Genomic DNA, 23264 nt, shown 5'->3' with positions numbered 1-23264 from the left:
CATAGGTCAGCTCTTCGACTATTGGTTTCGCATCAATGGAAATGCTGAGCCACGTATGGCAATACTGGTCCCCAGCACACCGGATGACGCAACCAAGAAACTCCTTCAGTGGCTGGAAATAGGTCTCCTTTGGTTCTCGGGCGAGAAGCTTACAAGCTGTAGTAATTGGCTTGCTGATCTCGTTGGTTGAGAATAGCAGTTCAGCTTGCTTTCCGAAGGCGACGATGCAGCCGGACCAGCACGCTCTCAGGAATTCTGAGCGTAAGATAACGCCGCTTCTTCATGCTTCCCGCGTTGCCGAAGACAAGGATGCCAGGCTCGTTTTCAAACATTCTGCGCACTGTCCTAGGACTCAGTCCCCACAGTCTTCCAATCTCTTCCGCTGAATAGTGCCTCTCCACAGCCTTGTCGTTGATCGTCTGATCCGAAAAGGCTTCCGGAGTTGAGGGCATGAGCGGATAGTCAACTCCGTTCATTTGAATGCCTCATCTTCACGGAAATAAGTGATCGCCAGGCCGAGTGGATTCACCTGAATCAGTTCGTTCGGAACTGACTCGCGGAAAAGAAAGACAAAGTGCGCCGTGTAGAGCGTGCGCTTGCTCTCGGCATGATCGACCGGCGAATATGCGATCTCGTGGAAATCGACCGTCGCCTTGTATGGAGCCGCTCGCAGGTCTTCAATTGAGACCTTCTCGACCTCGACGTCGATGTCAGGCCTGCTCGTCGAGTTCTGCAGGTAATCGTCTATCATGTGATCCTTCCGGTATGCTTCGGCAACGCTGTTCCCGAGCTGCGCTTCCATGAAGAGCAACGATTTCTTGAAATTGTCCCGAATCGTGTAGCGATTCCGGCTGTAGTAAAGACGGCAGAACTCGCTCAGGAAATATTTGATTTCCCCATCTTGAGGCTTATATCCGAGGGTGTCGTATGACACCGCTTCGGCACGGCCAATATCGCTAATGCGGATCACCAGCGGCTTAAAGTTCTGGACCATGCGAACGGTCTTGACGTTCGTGTAGATCAGACCGGCAGCAACGAGAGCCATCGCCAGCAAGGCGATTTTCAAGTACGTATTCGTGACAATGGCGTCCCCGAACTGCTCCGCATAAAGCTGCTTCGCGGCATTGAATGTGGCGTCCTGCTTTGCTTCGGCAACCATAAATCAACCTCGACTGACGTAGGCGACCATTGCCGCCGCCAAACCGGAGTCAGCTCCCGCTGCTCCGCTGAACAGGTGATTGGTTAAGGCGGGAATCTTCAGCAATCCATAAATAGCAATCAGGAGGAAGATGAACATCGCGGGAAACGCCGTCATCCACTGATCGCTGGTCGAGGCTGGTCTTCTTCAGTATTGTCAGTAACGTCGGGCGGATCTTCCTATCCAGCGGAGAGAGACGCCACGGATTGTCGCGAGTCAAGTAACGTCGTAGTGGGCGGCACCCGCCACGCTTCTGGCTCGGACCCGCAGACCTCTCCGCGGCTGGCTTCACAATTCCCTCACCCTTCTCATTAGAATGCGTTATCGATCAGCGTTTTGTCATGCACTGACTGCCTTTAGCTGGGCGTCGCTGCCGCCCCCAATGGCATCGCGATCTGTTCGGTGGCGCGCTTGTCGAAGATGGGCAATAGCTTGGCGGCCACGTGGCGCTTGAGACGGCGAACACGCAGGTCCGCGATGATGCAATAGGCGATCAAAAATGCCACTGGCACACCCACGATGGCCGTAAACAGAGCAATCAGACTGGCTGCCGTATTATCGTTGCTCATAAGAGCGAACAAGTGCGAGATGCGCATGTGAACGGAAGCAGCGCCCATGCTTAGGGCGATGAATATCATGGGCAGCATGAGCCATATTGCCGGCTGTAGCATGCTCTTCACGACCGAGTCGACGAAATCGACATTCCACGTCGAATGATTGCGTACCAGGAAATAGTCCCCACTCTTCTGGCCTTTCCTGATGCTCCAGGCTGCCGACACCTGGTGACCCTCGCGCAGTGCGACATCCACGTTCGTCAGATACACGGCACGCTCGACGCCATTGTTCTCGCGAATGAAGAATCGATCATGAATGGACGTGCTAGTCGAAATCGAGACTGGCTGGTTATTGCCGCCGCCGCTCACGTGTGTCTTGACGACTTCGGACTTAGTCGGGCTGAGTACTGTGCCGGTGCTCGCGTACACCTGGTAAGTGCTCCAGCCCGAACGGATCGTGAACGGATCCGCGTTATCCAGCCCAAATGGGCCTATTTCTCTCGCTAACCCGAGGGCGAGGAGCAGCAGCGCAACCATCGTGTAGGCAAAAAGGTTGCCCGACGGGATGCGCCATGGCTGAGGATGAGACTGGTGCGCAATGGCCACGACTCGAAGCTGCTGCATGCAATCGCGCCGGAACTCATTTCCCCTGCCAGCGACCCGCCATTTTTCGTTGAGGCGCGTAAGGACAGCGTCAAGAGCCTTGATGGATTTATCTTCGGTGGCGGCATCGATCTCTTTGTTCTCGTAGTCGCTGCGGAATTGGCCCTTCCGGAACTCGAGATCGGCGGCCTGCTCGACATCGCGCTTATAGTCGGCCGACGGCATGCCCTGCACAACCTTGGGCGGTCGCACCGGCCACCCCATGGCATTAAGCCGCTGCTGATAATCGCGCTCGAAGTCACTTCTCCGGCCAGCCGCCCACCATTTGTTATACAGGCTCAAATAATCGGCGCTAGAATTCTTGATCGCTGCCTCGTATGTGGCGCGGTCGATCTCACCGTTGTTGTAGCGGGCGGCCTCCACTCTCCACCGATAGTGGATAGCGGCGGCCTGCTCGACATCGCGCTTATAATCGGCCAGCGACATGCCGTCCTGCACTGCCTTGCCTTGCACAGCCTTGGGCGCAGACAGCGGAATCACCGGGTTTTTCGTGATCGCCTGCGTCAGTTGTACAAGCTGCCAGTCCAAGAAGGCGAAGTAGATTTTGTCTTGCGGGTAGGCATCGACCTGAGGCGACCAGAACAGGACGACCATCACCACGGTCACGAGTTGCACTGCGGCGGAAGTCTTTGCGTTCGAACTGCGTCCCTTGTGCGAAAACACGCGGCCGGACAGGGAGCCTAACGTTCTCGCATTCATTTCGACCTCTTTACAGTGGGGCTTGTTCTACTCGGAAGGGCTGAATGTAGGTTGCAGGCAGGTTGCGGCCCCCGCGCGAAGTGTATGCACAAGGTGCCGTGGCCCTTACCGGCTTGGCGGAAGATTGTGTATTGAACGCGCTGAGTCTATGCTTTTCGATCCTCAAGGGCAAGCTAATTAACTTCCGTAGCGGCAACCCAAGGGTCGCTCAGCGGCTTAACTAATGTGCCACCGCCCAAGTCCTGAGAAACGCGCTTCTATCCAGCAATTAGTTCCTTCCTAAGTCGTCGGAAAACCAGAAACTGACAATTCATCCGGGATTACTAAGCGCCTGTTGACCTGTTTTACGTCAGCCTCGCCGCGCTGCTTCAATGGCGGCGATGTCGATCTTCTTCATCGTCATCATCGCCTCGAAAGCACGCTTAGCCTCACTGCCACCGGCCGCAAGCGCATCGGTTAGTACGCGCGGCGTGATCTGCCATGAGACTCCCCAACCGTCCTTGCACCAACCGCACGCGCTTTCCTGACCGCCATTGCCGACAATCGCGTTCCAATAACGGTCGGTCTCTTCCTGAGTGTCCGTCGCGATCTGGAAAGAAAAGGCCTCGCTGCGCTTGAACGCCGGGCCACCGTTGAGACCGAGACAGGGAATGCCAAGAACGGTGAACTCAACCGTCAGCGCATCGCCCTTCTTGCCGCTCGGATAGTCACCGGGCGCATTGTGAACAGCGGTTACCTTACTGTCCGGGAAGGTGGCGGCATAGAAGCGCGCCGCCTCAAGCGCGTCCTTGTCGAACCAGAGGCAGATCGTGTTCTTTGGTTTCATTCGTGTGCTCCGAGTGCTTGATGCGGCTGTTTGCTTAGCTCTTCATTCTAGCGAAGATCATTTCGGCCAATCTCAAGCTGTCGCTGATTTTTGCGAGCGCCGGGCGCCTTGCCCGGCGTTCTTTATGGCGAGGGAATACCGAGGCGCCGCACGCGGTTCGTTCACAGTCGCGTCGGTCGAGTGGTGGATAACTGGCAGAGAGGTTCTCCGGCCAGAATTTTCTCAATTACTTCAACCACTCCAGGACCGTGTTCCTGCTCCGTAATCACATCCGCTATTTGCTTGATCCTTGGAATCGCATTCGCTACAGCTACCGAGAATCCGCATAGCTCGAGGAACGCTTCATCGTTCTCTGCGTCGCCGATGCCGACTACCTGTTCCGTGGGCAATCCCAATTCCCTCAGCGCCCGGGCGAGACCGGTGGCTTTGTTGACGCCTGCAGGAAGAATCATGAGCGAGTCGCGGTTGAGGATGATCTCCAGCGCCAGTCCCATTTCGGTAATCGTTGTTTGGACACCATGGTAATGCGGCAGCGTTGTGGCCACGATGGAGCGGCCTACAGACAACGGTTGTACGCCGCGCTTGCGCAGTGTTTCCAGGAAGTGTTTCGGAGGTGGAGTCGCCAACGATTCGATGTGGCGGCTTGCCGGCCAGTAGAGGGCCGCGCCGTTTTCGGCCACGATGCAATCAAAGGCATCAGCGTCGGGAACGATCGCGAGCAGGTCCTCGAGTTCGCGTCCGGTTATGAGGAGCAGCTTGCGACTTGAGGCCTTGAAGCGCGCGAGCGCCTGGCGCGTGGGTGGAGCGATATTGCCGTCAAAGGCGAGAGTTGCGTCGTAATCAGAAGCCAATGCCAGAATCGGAGGCGCGGGGTTCATGCGGCGGTGTTTGCGTTGGCTCTTCCCTTTTTTTCCTTGCCTCCAGTGTCGAGCCTTACCTGGCAAAGCTCCGCAATGAGCGTGCCGGCCCAGCGATAAATGTTCTGCTCTCTCACCGTCTGGCGCATGCGTTGCATGCGTGCCCGGCGCTCTTTGGAATCCATTTCCAAACCGTAGTGGATTGCCTCCGACATTTCCTCGGTATCGTAGGGATTCACCACGAGCGCGTCGCGCAGCTCGCGGCTGGCGCCGGTAAAGCGGCTCAACATCAGCACTCCGCTTTCGTCCTCCCGGGAGGACACAAATTCCTTTGCCACAAGATTCATGCCGTCATGCAGCGAAGTGACCAAGCATAAGTCGGCTGCCCGGTAGAATCGGGAAATTTCCTCGTGGCTGTGATGCCGCTTGCGAAACACGATCGGTTTCCAATTGTTGGAGCGGAATCGCCAGTTGATTCGCTCTGCCTCGGCTTCCACTTCTGCCAGAAACTCGTGGTAGCGACGGATGTGAGTTCTGCTGGGTGCTCCAATCTGGATGAAAGTGAATTTTCCTTCGTAGCGTGGATAGCGTTCCAGGAATCTCTCCACTGCAAGAAACCGCTCCAGAATGCCCTTCGTGTAGTCGACTCGATCCACGCCAACGCCGAGATAGAGTGCGTCCACGCCTAACTCCTTGAGCAACGCTTCTCGCTCGGCACTGGCTGCCCGCCAGTCTTGAGGTTGTTTGGCGTTTTCCATATTGGGCGCAACGCTGATGGGAAATGGCTTGACTGCAGTCACGTGATCTTCACGATTTACCGAGAAATGCTCCCATTCCACGCGCGATTCCAGCGAGCGATTTACTGTCTCCAGAAAATTGTCGCAATGGGATTGAATGTGAAAACCGACCAGGTCTGCGGCCAGCAGTCCGTCGAGAAGCTCGCGTTGCCAGGGACAGATACCGAATGCCTCCGGATTCGGCCAGGGAATGTGCCAGAAGATTGCAACGCGGGCGTCAGGCCGCTCCTTCTTGATCATCTTCGGCAACAGAGCAAAGTGGTAATCCTGAATAAGCAGGGCCGGCTGTTTCGTGCCGGCCATCTCGTCCAGCACCGCTTCGGCAAACTTCCTGTTCACCTGTTCATAATGTTTCCAATCCTGGGCTCTGAACAGCGGCCGCGTATGCGCGATATGGCAGAGCGGCCACAGGCCTTCGTTAGCGAAGCCGTAGTAGTAGCCTTCTTCTTCATCTTTGTTGAGCCATACGCGCCGCAGCGTGTACTTCGGCTCGTCGGGTGGAACAGCCAGCCGGTCATTCCGATCAACGGTTTCGCGGTCCGCGTCGCCGCTGCCATGGGCGATCCAGGTCCCGTCACAGGCCCGCAAAATCGGCTCCAGTGCAGTGACCAGTCCGCTGGCTGGAATAAGGACCTTGAGCGACTTGCCTTCTCGGGAATGCATGTACGGTTCACGGTTGGAGACCACAAACAGCCGACTGCTGTTGAGCTTGCTGCGCACGTGTACCGCAAGCCGCTCCGCGGTCCATGTGGATTCGCCTGCTTCACGCAGGCGAGCTTCTTTTTCCGCCGACTCCCGGGCAGCAGCCAGACTCTGCACTAGAGTTGTTACTTCATTCCTTAAAGGCATGAATAAATCGCCGTCCGGTAACGCCGGGGGAGAAGAGACCTTGCCTGCTCGCGAGGCCCTGATCCACTGCAGCGTTCTCGCAGCCGGCCCTTCAATCGTCCAGCGAATAATCAGCAGCGCGGTAATGCCGATGAGGATGACTTCGACCACTACACGCAGGGAAACGCGCTTCCAAAACCTCGAGTTTTGCGCATTGATGTAGCCGGCATCGTGCACTACCACCAGAGTGCCTGCCGGGCCTTGCTCTGTGTTCAAGGGGACCGTGTGAACGTTTAGATAGGTCGAGTTCAGCCATAAAAACTCTCTTGCGTTGCGGCTGTAAGTCTTGATTTTCGAAGCCGCAAAGGCATCGTCCAGAAAACGCTTCCGCAGGGCTGAGGTAATCGCGATGGGGACATCTTGTTGATCGTAAATCGCGATTCCAGCCAGGTGCTCCCGATTGCCGAAGCGTTCGACAAGCTGCTGAAGACTGCGTCTCGAGCGCTTCTCCAGGACAGGTTCAACGCTCTCCTGCAGGCTGTCTGCGAGGATCTGGGCACGCCGTTGCAGGTCCTGTTCCAGCCCGCGTCTCTCTCCTTTGAACTGGGCGTATGCGAACAGGAGAGACACTAGCGTCAGGACAACAACCAGCGCACAAATCAGCCGGAAGCTCAAACGCATCGCTGCTGCCTCCTGTTCTCGTGGGGAAGAGGTGAGTTGATGAGATTTCGCATCGCCGAATCCACCGTGATCTTTACTTGTCTGAAACAGTTTGGCCTATGAAAGGCAGAAATGAGTACGACAGGCCGGATAAGCGAAGTGCATACACTACGTTTTGTGAGATGCAGGTTGCCGAGAAAGAGTTGCGGTATCCATCGCTGGCGGGCCGCAATGTTGTTGACATGTTTCAAGATGGCATTAACCACTCGCGAGCCTGTATGCCCCTTTCTTCCGGAACAGTCATTCGACAGCGACTGGAAAAGCTGGTCGCCTCGCTGTCCCGTATACTCACTCCTCCGGGAGACTCCGATAATGCATTTGCGTGACCTTGTACTTGCAGTCTTATTCATCAAGCTAGCTGCCTTCAGCGCGAATCCACCGGTTTCGTCCACAGACTTCGATCAGCTTTATCCCAATCTGGAAAAGCTCTACGTCGATTTTCATCAAACTCCCGAACTGTCGCTCCACGAACAAAAGACCGCGGCCAAGCTGGTGTCGGAACTGAAGCCGTTAGGGTACGAGGTTACCTCTGGCGTCGGGGGTTACGGCGTGGTGGCTGTGCTCCGGAATGGCAACGGTCCAAATGTTTTGTTGCGGACTGACACTGACGCTCTCCCGGTGGAAGAGAAGACCGGGCTTCCGTTTGCCAGCAAGGTTCGTACCGCCGAAGGCACACCGGTGATGCATGCATGCGGCCATGATCTGCACATGACCGCGTGGATTGGCACGGCTACATGGATGGCCGCGCACAAGCAGCAGTGGAGCGGCACGTTGATCATGATCGCGCAGCCTGCAGAAGAAGTCGTCAAGGGTGCAAAGGCAATGCTGGCCGATGGTCTTTACACCCGTTTCCCAAAACCGAACTTCGCAGTGGCAATTCATGACGCTGATAATTTACCGGCGGGAAAAGTTGGCTACACGCCCGGTTATGCGCTCGCGAACTCCGATTCCATCGACATCACCGTTTTTGGCAAAGGAGGACATGGGGCGCAGCCGCAGATGACGATCGATCCGATCGTGATCGCTGCTCGTATCATTAGCGGGCTCCAGACGCTGGTCTCCCGGCAAAACAATCCGCTCGATCCGGTCGTGGTCACCGTGGGCCAAATTCATGGTGGAACGAAAAACAACATCATCCCCGATCAGGTGATGCTTGGTCTCTCCGTGCGCACTTATAAGAAAGAGGTCCGCGAGCGGATCTTGCAGGGCATCGAACGTGTTGCCAAGGCAGAGGCCGAGCTGGCCGGCGCTCCTCGCGCGCCGGAAGTGAAGACTACGGAAGGCACGATTGCGGTCTACAACGATCCAAAGCTCACGGAGCGGCTCGTCGGATCGTTGCGTCGTTCTCTTGGCGATTCCAATGTGGTCGAAATGCCGCCCAAAATGGTCAGCGAAGATTTCAGCTACTACGCTCAGGATGGCATTCCTGAGGCGATGTTTCACGTAGGGGCCGTGAATCCGGATAAGTTTGCTGAAGCCCAGCAATCGGGAGCGCAATTGCCCTCTCTGCACTCGGCTCTGTTTGCTCCTGACTTTCAACCGACCCTGAGAACCGCGATCCAGAGCGAAGTGACGGAGCTGTTGGAGTTGATGCAGAAGAAATAATCAAAATGCAAAAAACATGACACGGATTGCACCTGAGACGGATCTCACGGATACGTTTGAGCTCAGGTTTGCTGATCTACCAGATATGCGTAATCCGAGTAACCACCCGGCGAGCGCAACATCAGCAATTGCCGGGACCTCGGCTCGGCCGAGTTTTGCGGCGGCAATGAACATGCTCCATTGAAACGATCTTTTCAAAACTCCGGGAGAACACGATCCCAGACTCCAAGATAATTCTCGCACTCAACAGCGGCTCCTCCTCCCTCAAGTTGTCCCTGTATGAGTTCCGGAATGGAACTACCTCTAAACTGGTTTCGGGAGCGGCGGAGGAGATTGGGAGCAGCGCGGGACGCATCTCCCTGAAGCGGGGCAAGGAAGCGCTCCTTCAGGGAAACCTTGTATTTCGCGATGCCAGGCAAGCCGCAGAGTATCTTCTCGAGGAGCTGAAGCAGAGACTCTTTCCCGAACCCCACATCATTGGCCATCGCATCGTGCATGGTGGTCCGCAACTTCGCGAGCATCAGCAGATCACTGCTCGAGTCCTGGGCTTGCTCCGTGAGGCAGTGCCATTTGCGCCGCTGCATCTTCCCGCCGCACTCGAAGTACTTGACTACGCCGCGGAACGCTTTCCGCGAGCGTTTCAAGTTGCCTGCTTCGACACGGCATTCCACCGAACGCTTCCCGAACCTGCCGCTCGGTTACCGTTTTCCGATGTCCTCTGGAAGCGAGGTCTGAGGCGATATGGCTTCCATGGTCTTTCCTTCGAATTCATCGTTGAGACTCTGGGCCCGAAGGTGCCTAAAAAGGTAGTAATTGCGCATCTGGGAAATGGCTGCAGCCTGTGCGCAGTCCAAGACGGCCGATCCATCGATACCACAATGGGACTAACCCCCACAGGTGGTGTGATGATGGGAACGCGCTGCGGAGATCTCGATCCGGGCGTGCTGTTGCGGTTGCTTCAGCATGAGAAATATTCGGCAGAGGAACTGGATCAACTTATGAACCACGAGGCCGGACTTCGAGGCGTTTCCGGCACATCCAGCGACATGCGCCAATTGCTTGCCGATAGCAACAATCCAAATGCGGCACTTGCGGTTGAGATGTTTTGCTATTCCATTGCGAAATTTATTGGCGCCATGGCTGCGGCGCTAAATGGCATTGATCTGCTCGTATTCACGGCAGGAATCGGCGAGCACGCCGCGATGGTACGCTCAAGGGTTTGCTCACGCCTCCAATATCTTGGGATCGTCTTAGACCAATCGGCCAACGAGAGGGACGCGGAGCAAATTAGCGCCGCGAACAGTGGATGCGCTGTTCGAGTGATCCCGACAGATGAAGACCTGCAAATTGCGCGGCACTGCGTTCGATTGGCAGATATAAAATAGGTACAGCCCCGCTTAGCTAGCCTATGTCGACTGCTCGTACAGCGCGTCCTCAAACAGCCTCGCTCCCAGAGGTGCCTCTCACCATCGAGGGTTACAGCGTTCTTCATCAGATGATGAAGTTCCGCTGGCCCGCGTGGCGGCAACTGAGCGGTGTGCAAAAAAACGAGATCATTGGCGAAGCCGCAAAAGTTCTCGAAGAGATGGAGCAGAACGCGATCGGACAATCGGCTCTGTTCTCCTTGCTCGGGCATAAGGGCGACTTGATGTTCGTCCATTTTCGGGAATCGTTTGCTGCCCTGAACCAGGCAGAGTTGGCACTCGCACGCACGAGGCTTGGTGACTTTCTGGAGCATTCCAGTTCCTATTTGTCTGTCATAGAGCTTGGCTTATATGAGTCCAGCATAAAGACCTATCGCTCACTGCTCGACGCGGGGATCGAACCGCACTCCGACGAATGGAAGCGAGCCATCGAGGACACGCTTGCGCGACAGCGCGAAGCTATGCAGCCGCGGCTGTTTCCGCAAATGCCGCCTAACCGGTACATCTGCTTTTATCCAATGGACCGTCGCCGAGGAGAAGACAAGAACTGGTACACGCTTCCCATTGAAGAGCGCCAGCGGCAGATGAATGAGCATGGTCTCGTGGGACGACGTTACGCCGGCGAGGTAAAGCAGATCATCTCCGGGTCGATCGGCTTCGATGATTGGGAGTGGGGGGTCACGCTCTTCGCCGATGACCCGCTCGTATTCAAACGGCTGATCTACGAAATGCGTTTTGACGAGGTCAGCGCCGTTTACGCACTCTTCGGCACGTTCTTCGTCGGGTTGCGCTGTCCACCGGCTGATTTGGCCAGCCTTCTTGCGCCATAGCATGATCCAGTTGCCGAAGTGCAACCAGAACGTTTCGCTCAAGCCATAGAATTAACAAAACTTAACCCGCTATCCTGGCGGAATTGCGAGTACTTTTGCTTGGTACCGGTCGTCTAATTGAATGAACCGGAAAGACACTCCTGACTGATGCGGCCCGGGCTTGGGCAAACCAACTTGCGGCCGCGATTCTCTTATAAGAGTTTCCCTGGCTTCAGCAGGCGTTTCAGGCGCTTGGATGCTGTAAATTAGTTGGATTCAATGCGCCTTTTGGGGCACGACATTACGAATGGCACAACCACTCATAACTCCACCACCCGATCTAAGAGAAGTGGAAATCCCACCGCGGCGTAGCTCGGGCGGCCGAAAAACGGTCATCTGGATCATTGTCATCTTTGCTGTTATTGCGCTGGGTATGTTTGGGCTTCGATCGCTGCACAAGGCGCCAGATCAGAACTCCGCTCGTGGGCAGGGAGGTCGTGGTGCCGCTGGGGCTGATGCCAATCGCGCCATCCCCGTCTCAGTTGCTCCCGTGCAGCAGCGTGACATGCCCGTTTACCTCGAGGGATTGGGGAATGTTCAGGCCTATTACACGGTGACTATTCACAGTCGTGTGGATGGCCAGCTGATGCAGGTGAATTTCCGCGAAGGACAGCACATCCGCAAAGGCGATGAACTCGCGTTGATCGACCCTCGACCTTACGAAGTGCAGGTCGCGCAGGCTGAAGCGACAAAGTTCAAGGACCAGGCAAACCTCGAAAATGCGCGGCGCGATTTGCAGCGCTATGCCGATCTCTACAAGCAAGGCGTAATCGCCCAGCAGCAATACAACACACAGGAATCGCTGGTGGCCCAACAGGAAGGTCTGGTGCGTGCCGACGATGCCCAGATCAATAATGCCAAGCTGAACCTTACCTACAGCCACATCAAGGCTCCAATCGACGGCCAAGTCGGATTGCGACTAGTCGATCCTGGCAACATGGTTCATGCCTCCGATGCGAATGGATTGCTGGTGATTACTCAGCTGCAGCCGATTTCTGTCCTCTTCACCTTGCCCGAGGACAACTTGCCAATGGTGACTCAGCACATGAGGAGCGGCCGGCTGGAGGTACAGGCTTGGAATCGCGACGACACGCAACAGATCGCGGACGGTCGCCTGGAAACGATCGACAATCAGATCGATCCCAATACGGGAACATTTCGCCTGAAGGCAGTCTTTGATAATCGTGATAATGCCTTGTATCCGAATCAGTTTGTGAACGCACGCCTGGAGGTCTACACGCGCCAGAATGCCATTACGATTCCGGCCACGGCGGTGCAGCGAGGCGCACAGGGTACCTACGTTTACGCGCTGAAAGAGGACAAGACCGTAGAACAAAGGCCGATCAAGGTCGCGCTTACTGAAGGCCTTAGTGCCGTGGTTGACTCCGGAGTTAATCCTGGGGAGCAGGTCGTGACGGACGGTCAAGAGAAGTTACAGCCGGGCAGCCGCGTTGATGCGCAAATACCGGGACAGCAGCCTGGGCAGGCGACTCCCTCGGGCCGTCCTGGAGGAGCAGGCCGGCGCGCCGGTCATGGAGCATGAATCCGTCTCGCATTTTTATTCTGCGACCGGTCGCAACGTCGCTGTTAATGGTCGGCATCCTGCTCGCCGGCATGGTGGCGTACCGACAGCTACCTGTATCAGCGCTGCCGCAGGTTGATTACCCTACAATTCAGATTCTGACTTTTTATCCGGGCGCGAGTCCGGATGTGATGACGTCGTCTGTGACCGCTCCGATGGAGCGGCAGTTCGGAGAGATTCCGGGACTGAACCAGATGACATCCGTCAGCTCCTACGGGGGCTCGCTGATCACCCTGCAATTCGAGCTGCAACAGAACATCGATGTGGCTGAGCAGGAGGTTCAGGCAGCCATCAACGCTGCAGGAACATATCTACCGCGTGATCTGCCAAATCCTCCTATTTATAGCAAGGTGAATCCGGCGGATTCGCCGATTTTGACTCTGGCGCTCACCTCGGATCAATTGCCATTGAGCAAAGTCGAGGATTTGGCCGATACAACTCTGGCCCAGAAGATCTCCCAGCTTCCCGGAGTGGGACTGGTAACCATCAGTGGTGGACAAAAGCCGGCAGTGCGGATTCAGGCGAATCCGACAGCTCTGGCGTCATACGGTCTGAGTCTCGAAGATTTACGCAGCGGACTCGCCGCCGCCAATACAGATCAAGCCAAAGGCAACATCCAGGGGCCGCAGCAATCGTTCAGTATCGGCGCAAACGATCAAATTTATTCCGGCGACGACTACAAACCCATCATCATCGCTTATCGAAACGGTGCGCCGGTTCGCGTGCAGGATGTAGCCAACGTTATCGACGGCGTCGAGAATGTACAGCAATCTGCCTGGATGAACAGGACGCCGGCGGTGATCGTGAACGTTCAACGGCAGCCCGGCGCGAACATCATCAACGTTGTGGACCGGATCGTGAAGCTGCTGCCGCAGCTCAATGCCGCGCTGCCGCCAACGGTAAAGGTTACAGTGCTGACGGATCGGACTGTAACCATTCGGGCTTCGGTGCGGGATGTCGAATTTGAGTTGCTCCTGACGATTGCGCTCGTAGTAATGGTCATCTTTGTGTTCCTGCGACACGTCGCTGCGACCATCATTCCCAGCGTCGCTGTGCCGCTGTCGATTGTCGGCACCTTTGGAGTGATGTACCTGCTCGGCTATTCACTCGACAATCTTTCTTTGATGGCTCTCACAATCTCAACCGGATTCGTCGTAGACGACGCCATTGTGATGATCGAAAACATCGATCGCTTCATTGAAGAAGGGCATCCGCCGCTGGAAGCCGCTCTGATGGGATCGAAGCAGATCGGCTTCACCATTGTGTCGTTGACGGTTTCTCTCATCGCGGTGCTCATTCCGCTGCTTTTCATGGGGGACATTGTTGGCCGGCTGTTCCGTGAGTTTGCAGTGACTTTGAGCGTCACCATTCTCGTCTCTGCGTTTGTCTCGCTCACTCTCACGCCGATGATGTCGGCGCGCCTGCTGAAGAAGACGGACAAAAAGCACGAGAGTTGGTTTGCGCGAGGTTCGGAAAGAGCCTTCAACCGGCTGCGCGACGCCTATGCCTCCACTCTGAGAGTTGTTCTGGAGCAGCAGCCAATCACGTTGCTGGTGACAGTCGGCACCCTTGCCTTGACCATATTTCTTTTCATTATTGTTCCGAAGGGATTTTTCCCAGTTCAGGACACGGGGGTGATTCTCGGAATCACGGAAGCGCCGGAGACCTCTTCGTTCAAGGCGATGGCGGCTCGACAACAGCAGTTGGCGGATATTGTGCTGAAGGATGCCGACGTCGAGAGCCTGTCGTCGTTTATCGGTGTTGACGGCACGAACATGACGCCGAACGTAGGCCGCATTCAGATCAATCTGAAACCGCGCGAGGAACGTAAGGCCAGCGCTTCCGAGATTATCCGCCGGTTGCAGCCCAATGTGAGTCAGATTCCAGGCATCATCCTGTACATGCAGCCGGTGCAGGACATTACCGTCGAGAACCGCATCAGTCGCACTCAGTTTCAGTACACATTGGAAAGCGCGAACGCCAATGACCTGACGGAATACGTTCCCAAGCTGCTTCAAAGATTGCAGCAGATTCCCGAGTTGCGCGATGTTGCCAGCGATCAGGGATCGGGCAGTCTCGAAGCAGATCTGGTCGTAGATCGCAATACCGCCTCTCGCCTCGGTGTGACGCCGCAAATGATCGACGACACTCTATACGACGCCTTTGGGCAGCGGCTCATCTCGACCATCTTTACGCAGCTCAACCAATATCACGTGGTGCTGGAGGTTTCGCCAGACCACCAGCTCACGCCGAACGATCTCAACGACATTTATGTGCATGCCTCTCCCGGTGGGCCCCCCCCGGCAACGAGCGGAGGCGGCGTTGGCGGTGCGTCCGTAGGCGCTGCGGCTGCGAATCAGACTTCAAGTGGATCGTCGGCAGGGAGCTCAACACAGGCGAGCAGCGGCACAGGCAGTGCTCCTGTCCCGAACGTGGCCAGCGGAAGATCGCAAATCATTCCGCTGAGTGCTTTTGCCCACATTGAGACCACAACAACTCCAGTGGCGATCTATCACCAGGGACAGTTCCCGGTGGCTACGGTCTCCTTCAATCTCGCTCCTGGAGCGTCGCTGGGCGAAGCGACCAAATTGATTGATGCTGCGCGTGCCGAGATTGGAATGCCGGCCAGCATTCATCCGAGTTTCCAGGGCACGGCGGCGGTCTTCCAGAGCTCGCTGGCCAATGAACCCTATCTGGTGCTAGCGGCGCTCATTACTGTGTACATCGTGTTGGGTGTGTTGTACGAGAGTTATATTCATCCGCTCACGATCCTTTCGACGCTGCCCTCGGCTGGTGTTGGAGCGATTCTCGCCTTACTGCTGTTCCGGCTTGAATTTGGGGTAGTCGCATTGATCGGCATCATCCTGCTGATCGGCATTGTGCAGAAGAATGCCATCATGATGATCGATTTTGCGCTGGAAGCAGAACGCGACCAAGGTAAACCGCCACGCGACGCGATCTATCAGGCTTGCCTGCTTCGCTTCCGCCCAATCCTGATGACAACCTTTGCTGCGATGTTTGGTGGACTGCCGCTGGCGCTCGGTTCCGGAACGGGATCGGAGCTGCGCCGTCCACTCGGCGTCACGATCGTCGGAGGACTGCTGGTCAGCCAAGTCCTCACTTTGTACACAACTCCTGTCGTCTACCTGTTCTTCGATCGGATGGCCCGAAGGGTGGGCCGCTTCCGAATTAACCAGGTAGTTGAGGAACCCGTAGGAGCGGACTAAAAAGAAATCGGGTGATCGGGTGATCGCGTCATCGGGTGAAGTAAAAACATGCGTTGGGCATCGCGCTTTCAACCTATTCGCGGTTTCGTGAACTGCCATGAAGGTTATTGGCCGAAAGCCGAAAGCTGATAGCCAAGGTTTCGCTTCACTCGATCACGCGATTGAACTAGATGAGCATTTCGACTCCATTTATTCGCCGGCCGGTTGGCACATCGCTGCTCAGTGTTGCCGTGTTGCTGGCTGGAGCGCTGGCGTATTCAAAGTTGCCGGTAGCTCCACTTCCCGAAGTGGAATTTCCCACGGTTTCGGTGAACGCTGGTCTGCCGGGGGCAAGCCCGGAGACGATGGCCTCTGCGGTCGCAACACCCCTCGAACGGCAATTTGGCCGCATTGCTGGCGTCACACAAATGACCTCGTCCAGCGGTCTTGGACAAACTGGCATCACTCTGCAGTTTGATCTAAGCCGAAATATCGACGCGGCTGCGCGCGATGTTCAAGCTGCCATCAACGCTGCGCGGGGACAACTGCCTGCGAACCTGCCGAGCAATCCGAATTGGCGCAAGGTGAATCCGGCTGACGCGCCGATCATGATCGTCGCTCTGACCTCCGATATACAGACGCAGCAGCAGATGTACGACATCGCTGATTCGGTGCTCGCGCAGAAGATTTCGCAGATCCAGGGGGTTGGCAATGTTTTTGTAGGAGGAAGTTCTCGTCCTGCAGTGCGTGCAGAAGCGAATCCGTTATTGCTGAGCAAACTGAACGTCGGCATCGATGCGGTGCGGACAGCAATTAGTTCAGCGAATGCGCATTCCGCCAAGGGACAGATCAGCGGCGTCCAAAGCGCGTGGAGCATCGGTACTAACGACCAGATCTTTAAAGCCGTCGACTATCAGAATCTGATCGTAACCTCCAAGAGTGGAACGCCGGTATTCCTGCACGAAGTTGCTGACGTTCGCGACTCCGTTGAAAACACCCAGAATGCAGGCCTCGCGAACGGGAAGCCGGCTGTACTGCTGGTGATTTCTCGACAGCCGGGCGCGAACATCATTGGCACCGTCGATCGGGTCCGTGAGCTGTTGCCGCAATTGCAGGCATCCGTGTCGCCGACGGTTAAGTTGCAGGTTGTGATGGATCGCACGACCACGATCCGAGCTTCGGTAAGGGACGTGCAGCGCACACTGGCGATCTCAGTAGGCCTGGTTGTCCTTGTTGTCTTCCTCTTTCTGCGCAGCGGATGGGCCACAGTTATCCCCAGCGTGGCCGTACCACTGTCTCTGGTGGGAACGTTCGGCGTGATGTATCTCGCCGGCTACACGCTGGACAACTTGTCCCTGATGGCGTTGACGATCTCTACCGGATTTGTGGTTGACGATGCGATCGTAGTTATCGAGAACATTACTCGCCATCTCGAGGCCGGCATGCAGCCCATGGCTGCGGCCCTGCTTGGAGCAAAGGAGATCGGCTTTACTGTGCTCTCGATGAGCACCTCGCTCATTGCGGTGTTCATTCCCATTTTGGCGATGGGTGGAATTGTAGGGCGTTTGTTTCGGGAGTTCGCGGTCACACTAAGTGTTGCCGTACTACTGTCGCTGGTTTTTTCGCTCACGACCACTCCCATGATGTGCGCCAAATTTCTCCGCTCAGAACACGGCCGGAAGCATGGCCGTCTCTATAACGCGGGCGAACGTGCCTTCAACTGGCTGCACGACGGATATCGCCATTCGCTCGACTGGGTTCTGGACCATCAACCGCTGGTGCTGGTAATCACGCTGCTTACGATTACGCTGAACATTTACCTCTACTACATCATCCCTAAAGGATTTTTCCCGCAACAGGACACAGGACGGATTTCTGGCAGCATGATCGGCCAGCAGGATGTCTCATTTGAGGCGATGAAGGCGAAGCTGCAACTCCTGAACAGCATCGTGTTAAAAGACCCCGCGATTGACACCGCGATTAGCTTCACAGGCGGCGGCGGACGCGGCGGAACAAACTCAGCCAACATGTTCATCCAACTCAAGCCGCTCGGAGAAGGGCGGAAGGAATCGGCTTTCGACGTGGTCAACCGTTTGCGTCCCAAGCTCTCGCGCATTCCGGGCGCCCAGCTATTCATGGTTCCAGTGCAGGACGTGAACATCGGCGGCCGAGGAAGCAACTCTCAGTTCCAATACACGCTTCAGGGCGACAATCTTCAGGACCTGCTGCAATGGGCTCCCCAGCTTGTGGAGAAAATGCGGCGCATGCCGGAGCTGAGAGACGTCTCCAGTGACCAGCAGAATCATGGGCTGGAGGTGACGGTCGTGATCGATCGCGAGACCGCGGGACGTCTCGGAGTTACGCCGGCACAAATCGACAGCACGCTCTATGACGCCTTTGGGCAGCGCCAGGTTTCCGTGATGTATAGCGGCATCAATCAGTATCACGTTGTCATGGAAGTGGATCCCAAGTTCAGTCAGGGACCTGAGGCGCTAAGGAACATTTATGTTCATTCCCGTAATGGAACTGAGGTGCCGCTCAGCGCCTTTGCTCACTTTCAACCCACGGAAACAGCCATCGCGGTCGCACACCAGGGGCAGTTCCCAGCGGTGACCATTTCGTTCAATCTCGGTCCTGGTGTTTCGCTCGACAAAGCAGAAGCGGCGGTTGAAGACGCTGCGCGTACGATGGGCATGCCATCCACGATTCATGGGGGCTTCCAGGGCACAGCGCAGGCCTTCCAGGCGTCACTACAAAGCGAGCCGATTCTGATTCTCACAGCACTCGCCGCCGTGTATATCGTCTTGGGAATGCTCTACGAAAGCATTGTGCATCCCGTCACGATTCTTTCCACGCTGCCCTCAGCCGGCTTGGGCGCATTGATCTTTCTGCTGCTCACCAATACCGAATTCACCGTCATCGCGATGATCGGCATCATCCTGCTGATTGGTATCGTCAAGAAGAATGCCATCATGATGATCGATTTTGCGCTGCAGAGCGAACGTGAAGGAGGTAAATCGCCAGAAGATGCGGTGCGCGAAGCCTGTTTGTTACGCTTTCGTCCCATCATGATGACGACGATGGCGGCCATGTTTGGCGCTCTGCCGCTGGCGATCGGTACCGGAACGGGAAGCGAAATGCGTCGTCCACTGGGAATCGCAATCGTAGGTGGCCTGCTCGTCAGCCAGATGCTGACGCTGTTCACAACGCCAGTGATTTACCTCTATCTTGATCGCTTCCGACTGCGTTTTGTTCGCAAACCCAAATTGGGCCCGCGTCCTGTGCAGCAGCCGGAAGCCGGGGACTAGCTAATCCAAGAACGTTAACCGGCGCTTGCGGCAGCATTGCCGGCCAGCCCCAAATCCGCGGCGATCCTCTGCATAGCCTCAATGCAGAAGGCAATGTGCTCGTCGAGATCAACCCCGAGGTCCGCAGCGCCGTTCACAATATCCTCTCGCGATACGCTGCGAGCGAAAGCTTTGTCCTTCATCTTCTTGCGAATGGATTTGGCGTCCACCTCGGCCAGTGACTTCGAGGGCTTCACTAGCGCAGTGGCGGTGATGAATCCAGCGAGCTCGTCGCAAGCAAACAGGACTTTCTCCATATGCGTTTGTCTCTGAACACCCGTGTAGTCCGCATGCGACATGATTGCGCGACGGATGTCCTCGGCATATCCACGTTCTTCAAGGATCTTATTGCCGACGTAAGGATGCTGTTCCGGCGTGGGAAAGCGCTCATAGTCGAAGTCGTGAAGCAGTGCGGTTACGCTGTACTTGTGCTCAAGCTCATCAGTTGCCGAGGGGCTGAGGCCCTGCTCGCGCGCGAACTTTCGCGCATAAGCGCGCATACATGCCTCAACCGCCTTAGCATGCTTCCGCAGGCTTTCCGACTGGGTGTATTCAGTTAGTAAACTCCACGCCGAGTCACGAGATTGTCCGATCATTTACCTGTTTTCTCCCTTGTTTCTCCGGTGTTTATTGCTAGTTTAATCGTGTTTTCTTCCGGTTTTTGCTTGACTTCCACTGCAGAGTACCGCAGAGTAACCGTGGCTGAATTACGGGGAACTCATCCCGGATTCGAGCTTTTGTTTGAGAGTGCCCCGCTCTGGCAACTCCCAAACTACATGGCAACGACGCTCGCGCCTGTTGATTCCCGAGAGGTGGTGAGATGCGACCATTGTCACCTCGTCCAATTTCGGACCAATAACAATAATTGCCGTAAGTGCCGAACGTCACTCGACAACGAGCCCGAGCCGATTGTTGTTGCGCCTGAAGTCATCCCCACAACAGATAGCAACAGCTCTCTTCCGCAGATTCAAATTGCGCTCGCGATTCGTTCGCTGCGCCGCCGCTCCGGGCTGAGCCAACGCCAGCTTGCCGGACGCATGCAGGTGCCGCGCACCTACGTATCGAAGATCGAAAATGAGAAGGCGACGCCAACATTGTCGTCGCTCGCACGGTTGGCCAGGGCGCTGGAGGTCACGATTCCTGATTTGCTGCGTGGAGATGGACGCGCGCGCGAGGACGAAATCGCGTCTCTCGCTGCTGATCCATTCGTGGCCGAGGTCGCGCCATTCATTTTCACGCTTGATCCCATGCAGCGCTCGAGTCTGATGATGCAAATGCGCGATCTGGCAACGCGTCCACGTCGCAAGATTTAAACATATCCCTGCTCACGCTCGCGTAATGGCCGATCCCGTATGGGATCGGCCTTGTTGTTTTGGTGACGTCTACTACCACAGCCGATGGGGAAGCATAAAAGTAAATCCCGCAAACGTTTCCCACTGAGTTGAAGTGCTGGTCAGGCCGCGATCAAAACCGGTATCGACCACGAGGTTCTTCCGTATAGGGTAGGCAATAGCCCACAAATTCCCAATGGCGTGACCATGCAGAAACGGCTGCGTAAAGTGCCAAATCTCTCCTGACACAATGAACCTCTTCACTGGATGAGATATGGAGAGAGTCTGCCCGAATTGCGCTCTCCGGGTCGTCTCGTTTACCAGTTCGTTGGCTAACGCGTTTGCGTCAACGTGAAAGCCCAGTGTGTCGGCACTGAAGAGGAGCACAGCGGAGTTACGCGGACTGCCGAAGTCGACGTCAGGTGCACCGCTATCTCGAATCTGATGCAACAGACTAACTGAAAGCGTGGAGCGGTCATCTCGAGTACGTGCGACAACCGATTGGAGTCCAACGAAGGCATCCCCGAATTGGGTCGCGCGCTTCTCCCCGATAGTGTGCGCGATGGGTTCAAAACCAAGCAATAACTGAACCCGCGGATGAACTGTGAGTTTCACAACTTCATTCGCGCTTATTCGCGTGGAAAATTCCGGCGAGTCCGTTGCTCCAAATGCTCCGGTTTCGAATTGCAGGTAGCCGATCGGCGTCAAGGTCGCCGGTGTCGAAACTGTCGGTCTGCCGGGATTGGCTTCGGGCGTGATCGGCTCGGACTGGCTGAACAGCGCACCAGTCCACACAACCAGGAAAAGCAGCGGAAGCCAGCGCGTCATTCGGAGATTCTAGCAATCTGGTCTCGGAGCGCCGGCGACGAGATCCTGATCATGAAAACGCCAGATGAGTCCCGATCCCGGATTTCAGCCCGCCTGCTCACGCTCCAAACGTCCGCAACTATTTTGCGCGAACCGACTTATGCAGCTCCGGTTGAGCATGTTGAGTGCGACGCCGCAAGGCGAAGTAGGTGGTTTTGAGTAATGCCATCGCAACAAGCACTGCGCCGAAGGTGCACACGATCGTGGCGCCAGTAGGCAAGTCGGCCCAAACTGACACATAACAGCCCAGGGCGGACACTAACGTTCCCATGGTCCATCCGATCGCCAGGCGAGATCCAATACGGTCCGCGAAAAGCATGGCTCCTACTGAGGGAACGATGAGATAACAAAAGACGAGTAGCACTCCGGCAATGGCGACAGACGAAGTAACCACAAAACCGAAGGAGGCATAGAAAAGAAAGTCCCAAAGCCTTACGTTGATACCGCTCGCCCGGGCTGCGTCCTCATTCAAAGAAATCAGGAGAAACTTTCGCCGAAAGATGTAGTGAAAGGTTCCAATCGCGCCGTATAGGATTGCCGTCTTAATAACGTCGTGCCGTGAAACTGCAAGGATGTTGCCGACGAGCATGTCTTTCAGGTGCTCGGTTTCGCCCGTGGCCTTGCTCATCGCCAGGATGGCGCCCGCAGAAGCGACGGCATAGGTAATTCCAATGATCGCCTCTAACGGGATTCGTTTGTGCCGCGAACGCACCAAGGCAAAGATCGCGGCGCCCAAGAACGTAAATCCAAGACTGAACCAATAGGCTGCCGAGCCATGAGGGTCCATGCCGAACAGAATTGCGATGGTTGCACCCAGCGCCGCGATTTGCGCGAGGGCGAGGTCGACGAAGATCACACCGCGCTCGACGACATGTACGCCAAGGTACGCATGAATGCCAGTGAGAATCAGGCTGGCGACAAAGGGAAGAATGAGAAATTGCAGTATTTCCATGGATTTTATTTTGTCGAATCAAATGCCTGCTTGAGCAGGTTCAAATCGTAGTCGAAGAGCTTGAAGTAGTCTTCCACGCCCTTCTCGCCGCCGACAGAAGGCGTCATTACCAGCACCTTGGCTCCGGTTTGACTTGCGACACTATTCGGTGTTTTCAGATCGAAATAAGGTTCAATCAGCATGACCTTAACGTTCTCGCGCTTCATAAGGTTGATGAGATCGAGCGTGTGCGAAGGTGTAGGGGGAATGCCCGGGCGAGGTTCAACGTAGCCGACGACATCGAGACCAAAATGCTTGGCAAAATTTGGCCAGGAACGGTGATAAGTCACAACTTTGCGTCCGTGATAGGGAAGCATTTGCGCGTCCCAACGCTTTTCCGCCTCGGAAAGACGCTTGTCGAAGTCAGCAACGCGTTGCTGAAAGTAACTTGAATCTCCTGGATCGAGTTCGCCGAGCTTTCCGGCGATTCCCTTTGCCAGGCGTCTGCCATTGTCCGGATCAAGCCAGTAGTGCGGATTGCCCAAAGGATGCACGTCACCCTCGGCGCGCGTTACTGTGCCTTGCGGAATTTCGAGGATCTCGGCGAACTGAGAAGCGTCGAGATATCCGTTTGCTCCGCGCTGAATTCGCCCGTTGCCGGACTGCGTGATCAATGGCGGCAGCCAGCCAATTTCCAAGTCGAGACCCACACTGACGAGCAAGTCGGCGTTCCTCAATTTCAGCAGGAAGCTGGGTTTGGCCTCGACGAAATGCGGATCCTGATATCCCCTGGCGATCGCCTCCACATTGATTCGATCACCTCCGACCTCCTGCGTCAGAGCGGCCAGATCGGTGGTAGAGGTGACGACAATGAGCTTCTTGGCAAAGGCAAGGGACGGCAGCAGTAGCGTTGCCAGTAATCCGAAAAACGTAAGTCTTTTCATCATCTATTTCTTAGGT

18 protein-coding genes are annotated in these 23264 nt (G+C 55.9%); 8 read left to right on the top strand and 10 right to left on the bottom strand.

The genetic code is table 11. The features are described from left to right. Positions 1–200: 200 nt before the first annotated feature. From DMG62_13160 to DMG62_13135, 6 genes are all read right to left on the bottom strand, one after another. Positions 201–476, bottom strand: coding sequence for a hypothetical protein (locus tag DMG62_13160; protein ID PYY22550.1), 276 nt, complete (start codon positions 474–476; stop codon positions 201–203). Next, complete coding sequence (locus tag DMG62_13155; protein ID PYY22549.1) at positions 473–1159, bottom strand: hypothetical protein; 687 nt, start codon at positions 1157–1159, stop codon at positions 473–475. The genes DMG62_13160 and DMG62_13155 overlap by 4 nt, the downstream gene beginning before the upstream one ends. 395 nt (positions 1160–1554) lie before the next feature. Next, positions 1555–3114: a hypothetical protein gene (locus DMG62_13150; GenBank protein PYY22548.1), complete on the bottom strand. Its 1560-nt coding sequence runs from the start codon at positions 3112–3114 to the stop codon at positions 1555–1557. A gap of 349 nt (positions 3115–3463) precedes the next feature. Beyond that, positions 3464–3940, bottom strand: coding sequence for a hypothetical protein (locus DMG62_13145; GenBank protein ID PYY22547.1), 477 nt, complete (start codon positions 3938–3940; stop codon positions 3464–3466). Between the two features lie 161 nt (positions 3941–4101). Next, complete coding sequence (locus DMG62_13140; protein PYY22546.1) at positions 4102–4818, bottom strand: haloacid dehalogenase; 717 nt, start codon at positions 4816–4818, stop codon at positions 4102–4104. Next, positions 4815–7103, bottom strand: coding sequence for a trehalose-6-phosphate synthase (locus DMG62_13135; protein ID PYY22545.1), 2289 nt, complete (start codon positions 7101–7103; stop codon positions 4815–4817). Before DMG62_13135 ends, DMG62_13140 begins: the two co-directional genes overlap by 4 nt. A 98-nt stretch (positions 7104–7201) precedes the next feature. Between DMG62_13135 and DMG62_13130 the strand changes: the two genes are divergently transcribed. The 7 genes from DMG62_13130 to DMG62_13100 all read left to right on the top strand — a co-directional run bounded on the left by DMG62_13130 (position 7202) and on the right by DMG62_13100 (position 19136). Beyond that, entirely contained in the window at positions 7202–7468 is a 267-nt protein-coding gene (locus DMG62_13130) for a hypothetical protein (GenBank protein ID PYY22544.1), read from the top strand. Continuing rightward, on the top strand, positions 7455–8747 hold the full coding sequence (locus tag DMG62_13125; protein PYY22543.1) for an amidohydrolase: 1293 nt from the start codon (positions 7455–7457) through the stop codon (positions 8745–8747). Before DMG62_13130 ends, DMG62_13125 begins: the two co-directional genes overlap by 14 nt. A 215-nt stretch (positions 8748–8962) precedes the next feature. Next, positions 8963–10132 carry a hypothetical protein gene (locus DMG62_13120; GenBank protein PYY22542.1) on the top strand — a complete coding sequence of 390 codons (1170 nt, stop codon included), beginning with the start codon at positions 8963–8965 and terminating at the stop codon, positions 10130–10132. 23 nt (positions 10133–10155) lie between these two features. Beyond that, entirely contained in the window at positions 10156–11001 is an 846-nt protein-coding gene (locus DMG62_13115) for a heme-dependent peroxidase (GenBank protein PYY22541.1), read from the top strand. A 286-nt stretch (positions 11002–11287) separates the two neighbouring features. Beyond that, on the top strand, positions 11288–12583 hold the full coding sequence (locus tag DMG62_13110) for a multidrug transporter subunit MdtA (GenBank protein ID PYY22540.1): 1296 nt from the start codon (positions 11288–11290) through the stop codon (positions 12581–12583). After that, a complete protein-coding gene (locus DMG62_13105; protein ID PYY22539.1) occupies positions 12580–15849 on the top strand; it encodes an acriflavine resistance protein B in 3270 nt (1089 codons plus the stop codon). Before DMG62_13110 ends, DMG62_13105 begins: the two co-directional genes overlap by 4 nt. Before the next feature lie 170 nt (positions 15850–16019). Beyond that, positions 16020–19136 (top strand): multidrug transporter subunit MdtC, encoded by a 3117-nt coding sequence (locus DMG62_13100; GenBank protein ID PYY22538.1) that lies wholly within the window; start codon positions 16020–16022, stop codon positions 19134–19136. 14 nt (positions 19137–19150) lie between these two features. On the opposite strand, the gene DMG62_13095 is transcribed toward DMG62_13100, so the two are convergent. Further along, on the bottom strand, positions 19151–19771 hold the full coding sequence (locus DMG62_13095; GenBank protein ID PYY22537.1) for an HAD family hydrolase: 621 nt from the start codon (positions 19769–19771) through the stop codon (positions 19151–19153). Between the two features lie 180 nt (positions 19772–19951). Between DMG62_13095 and DMG62_13090 the strand changes: the two genes are divergently transcribed. Beyond that, positions 19952–20488, top strand: coding sequence for a transcriptional regulator (locus DMG62_13090; protein ID PYY22553.1), 537 nt, complete (start codon positions 19952–19954; stop codon positions 20486–20488). 72 nt (positions 20489–20560) lie between these two features. On the opposite strand, the gene DMG62_13085 is transcribed toward DMG62_13090, so the two are convergent. The 3 genes from DMG62_13085 to DMG62_13075 all read right to left on the bottom strand — a co-directional run bounded on the left by DMG62_13085 (position 20561) and on the right by DMG62_13075 (position 23251). Then, on the bottom strand, positions 20561–21334 hold the full coding sequence (locus tag DMG62_13085) for a hypothetical protein (GenBank protein PYY22536.1): 774 nt from the start codon (positions 21332–21334) through the stop codon (positions 20561–20563). A gap of 118 nt (positions 21335–21452) precedes the next feature. Then, positions 21453–22325 (bottom strand): metal ABC transporter permease, encoded by an 873-nt coding sequence (locus DMG62_13080; protein PYY22535.1) that lies wholly within the window; start codon positions 22323–22325, stop codon positions 21453–21455. 5 nt (positions 22326–22330) lie between these two features. Beyond that, positions 22331–23251, bottom strand: coding sequence for a zinc ABC transporter substrate-binding protein (locus DMG62_13075; protein ID PYY22534.1), 921 nt, complete (start codon positions 23249–23251; stop codon positions 22331–22333). Between the last annotated feature and the right edge of the window lie 13 nt (positions 23252–23264).

Source organism: Acidobacteriota bacterium, from assembly GCA_003225175.1.
Taxonomy (GTDB): Bacteria; Acidobacteriota; Terriglobia; order Terriglobales; family Acidobacteriaceae; genus Gp1-AA112.
The sequence above is the reverse complement of the archived record's forward strand: the minus strand, read 5'-3'. Positions and strand labels throughout refer to the sequence as shown.

Bases quoted from the DNA above. Each gene is read 5' to 3' on its own strand.
- DMG62_13160 (PYY22550.1), bottom strand. From the start codon at position 476: ATGAACGGAGTTGACTATCCGCTCATGCCCTCAACTCCGGAAGCCTTT.
- DMG62_13155 (PYY22549.1), bottom strand. From the start codon at position 1,159: ATGGTTGCCGAAGCAAAGCAGGACGCCACATTCAATGCCGCGAAGCAG.
- DMG62_13150 (PYY22548.1), bottom strand. From the start codon at position 3,114: ATGAATGCGAGAACGTTAGGCTCCCTGTCCGGCCGCGTGTTTTCGCAC.
- DMG62_13145 (PYY22547.1), bottom strand. From the start codon at position 3,940: ATGAAACCAAAGAACACGATCTGCCTCTGGTTCGACAAGGACGCGCTT.
- DMG62_13140 (PYY22546.1), bottom strand. From the start codon at position 4,818: ATGAACCCCGCGCCTCCGATTCTGGCATTGGCTTCTGATTACGACGCA.
- DMG62_13135 (PYY22545.1), bottom strand. From the start codon at position 7,103: ATGCGTTTGAGCTTCCGGCTGATTTGTGCGCTGGTTGTTGTCCTGACG.
- DMG62_13130 (PYY22544.1), top strand. From the start codon at position 7,202: ATGAAAGGCAGAAATGAGTACGACAGGCCGGATAAGCGAAGTGCATAC.
- DMG62_13125 (PYY22543.1), top strand. From the start codon at position 7,455: ATGCATTTGCGTGACCTTGTACTTGCAGTCTTATTCATCAAGCTAGCT.
- DMG62_13115 (PYY22541.1), top strand. From the start codon at position 10,156: ATGTCGACTGCTCGTACAGCGCGTCCTCAAACAGCCTCGCTCCCAGAG.
- DMG62_13110 (PYY22540.1), top strand. From the start codon at position 11,288: ATGGCACAACCACTCATAACTCCACCACCCGATCTAAGAGAAGTGGAA.
- DMG62_13105 (PYY22539.1), top strand. From the start codon at position 12,580: ATGAATCCGTCTCGCATTTTTATTCTGCGACCGGTCGCAACGTCGCTG.
- DMG62_13100 (PYY22538.1), top strand. From the start codon at position 16,020: ATGAGCATTTCGACTCCATTTATTCGCCGGCCGGTTGGCACATCGCTG.
- DMG62_13095 (PYY22537.1), bottom strand. From the start codon at position 19,771: ATGATCGGACAATCTCGTGACTCGGCGTGGAGTTTACTAACTGAATAC.
- DMG62_13090 (PYY22553.1), top strand. From the start codon at position 19,952: ATGGCAACGACGCTCGCGCCTGTTGATTCCCGAGAGGTGGTGAGATGC.
- DMG62_13085 (PYY22536.1), bottom strand. From the start codon at position 21,334: ATGACGCGCTGGCTTCCGCTGCTTTTCCTGGTTGTGTGGACTGGTGCG.
- DMG62_13080 (PYY22535.1), bottom strand. From the start codon at position 22,325: ATGGAAATACTGCAATTTCTCATTCTTCCCTTTGTCGCCAGCCTGATT.
- DMG62_13075 (PYY22534.1), bottom strand. From the start codon at position 23,251: ATGATGAAAAGACTTACGTTTTTCGGATTACTGGCAACGCTACTGCTG.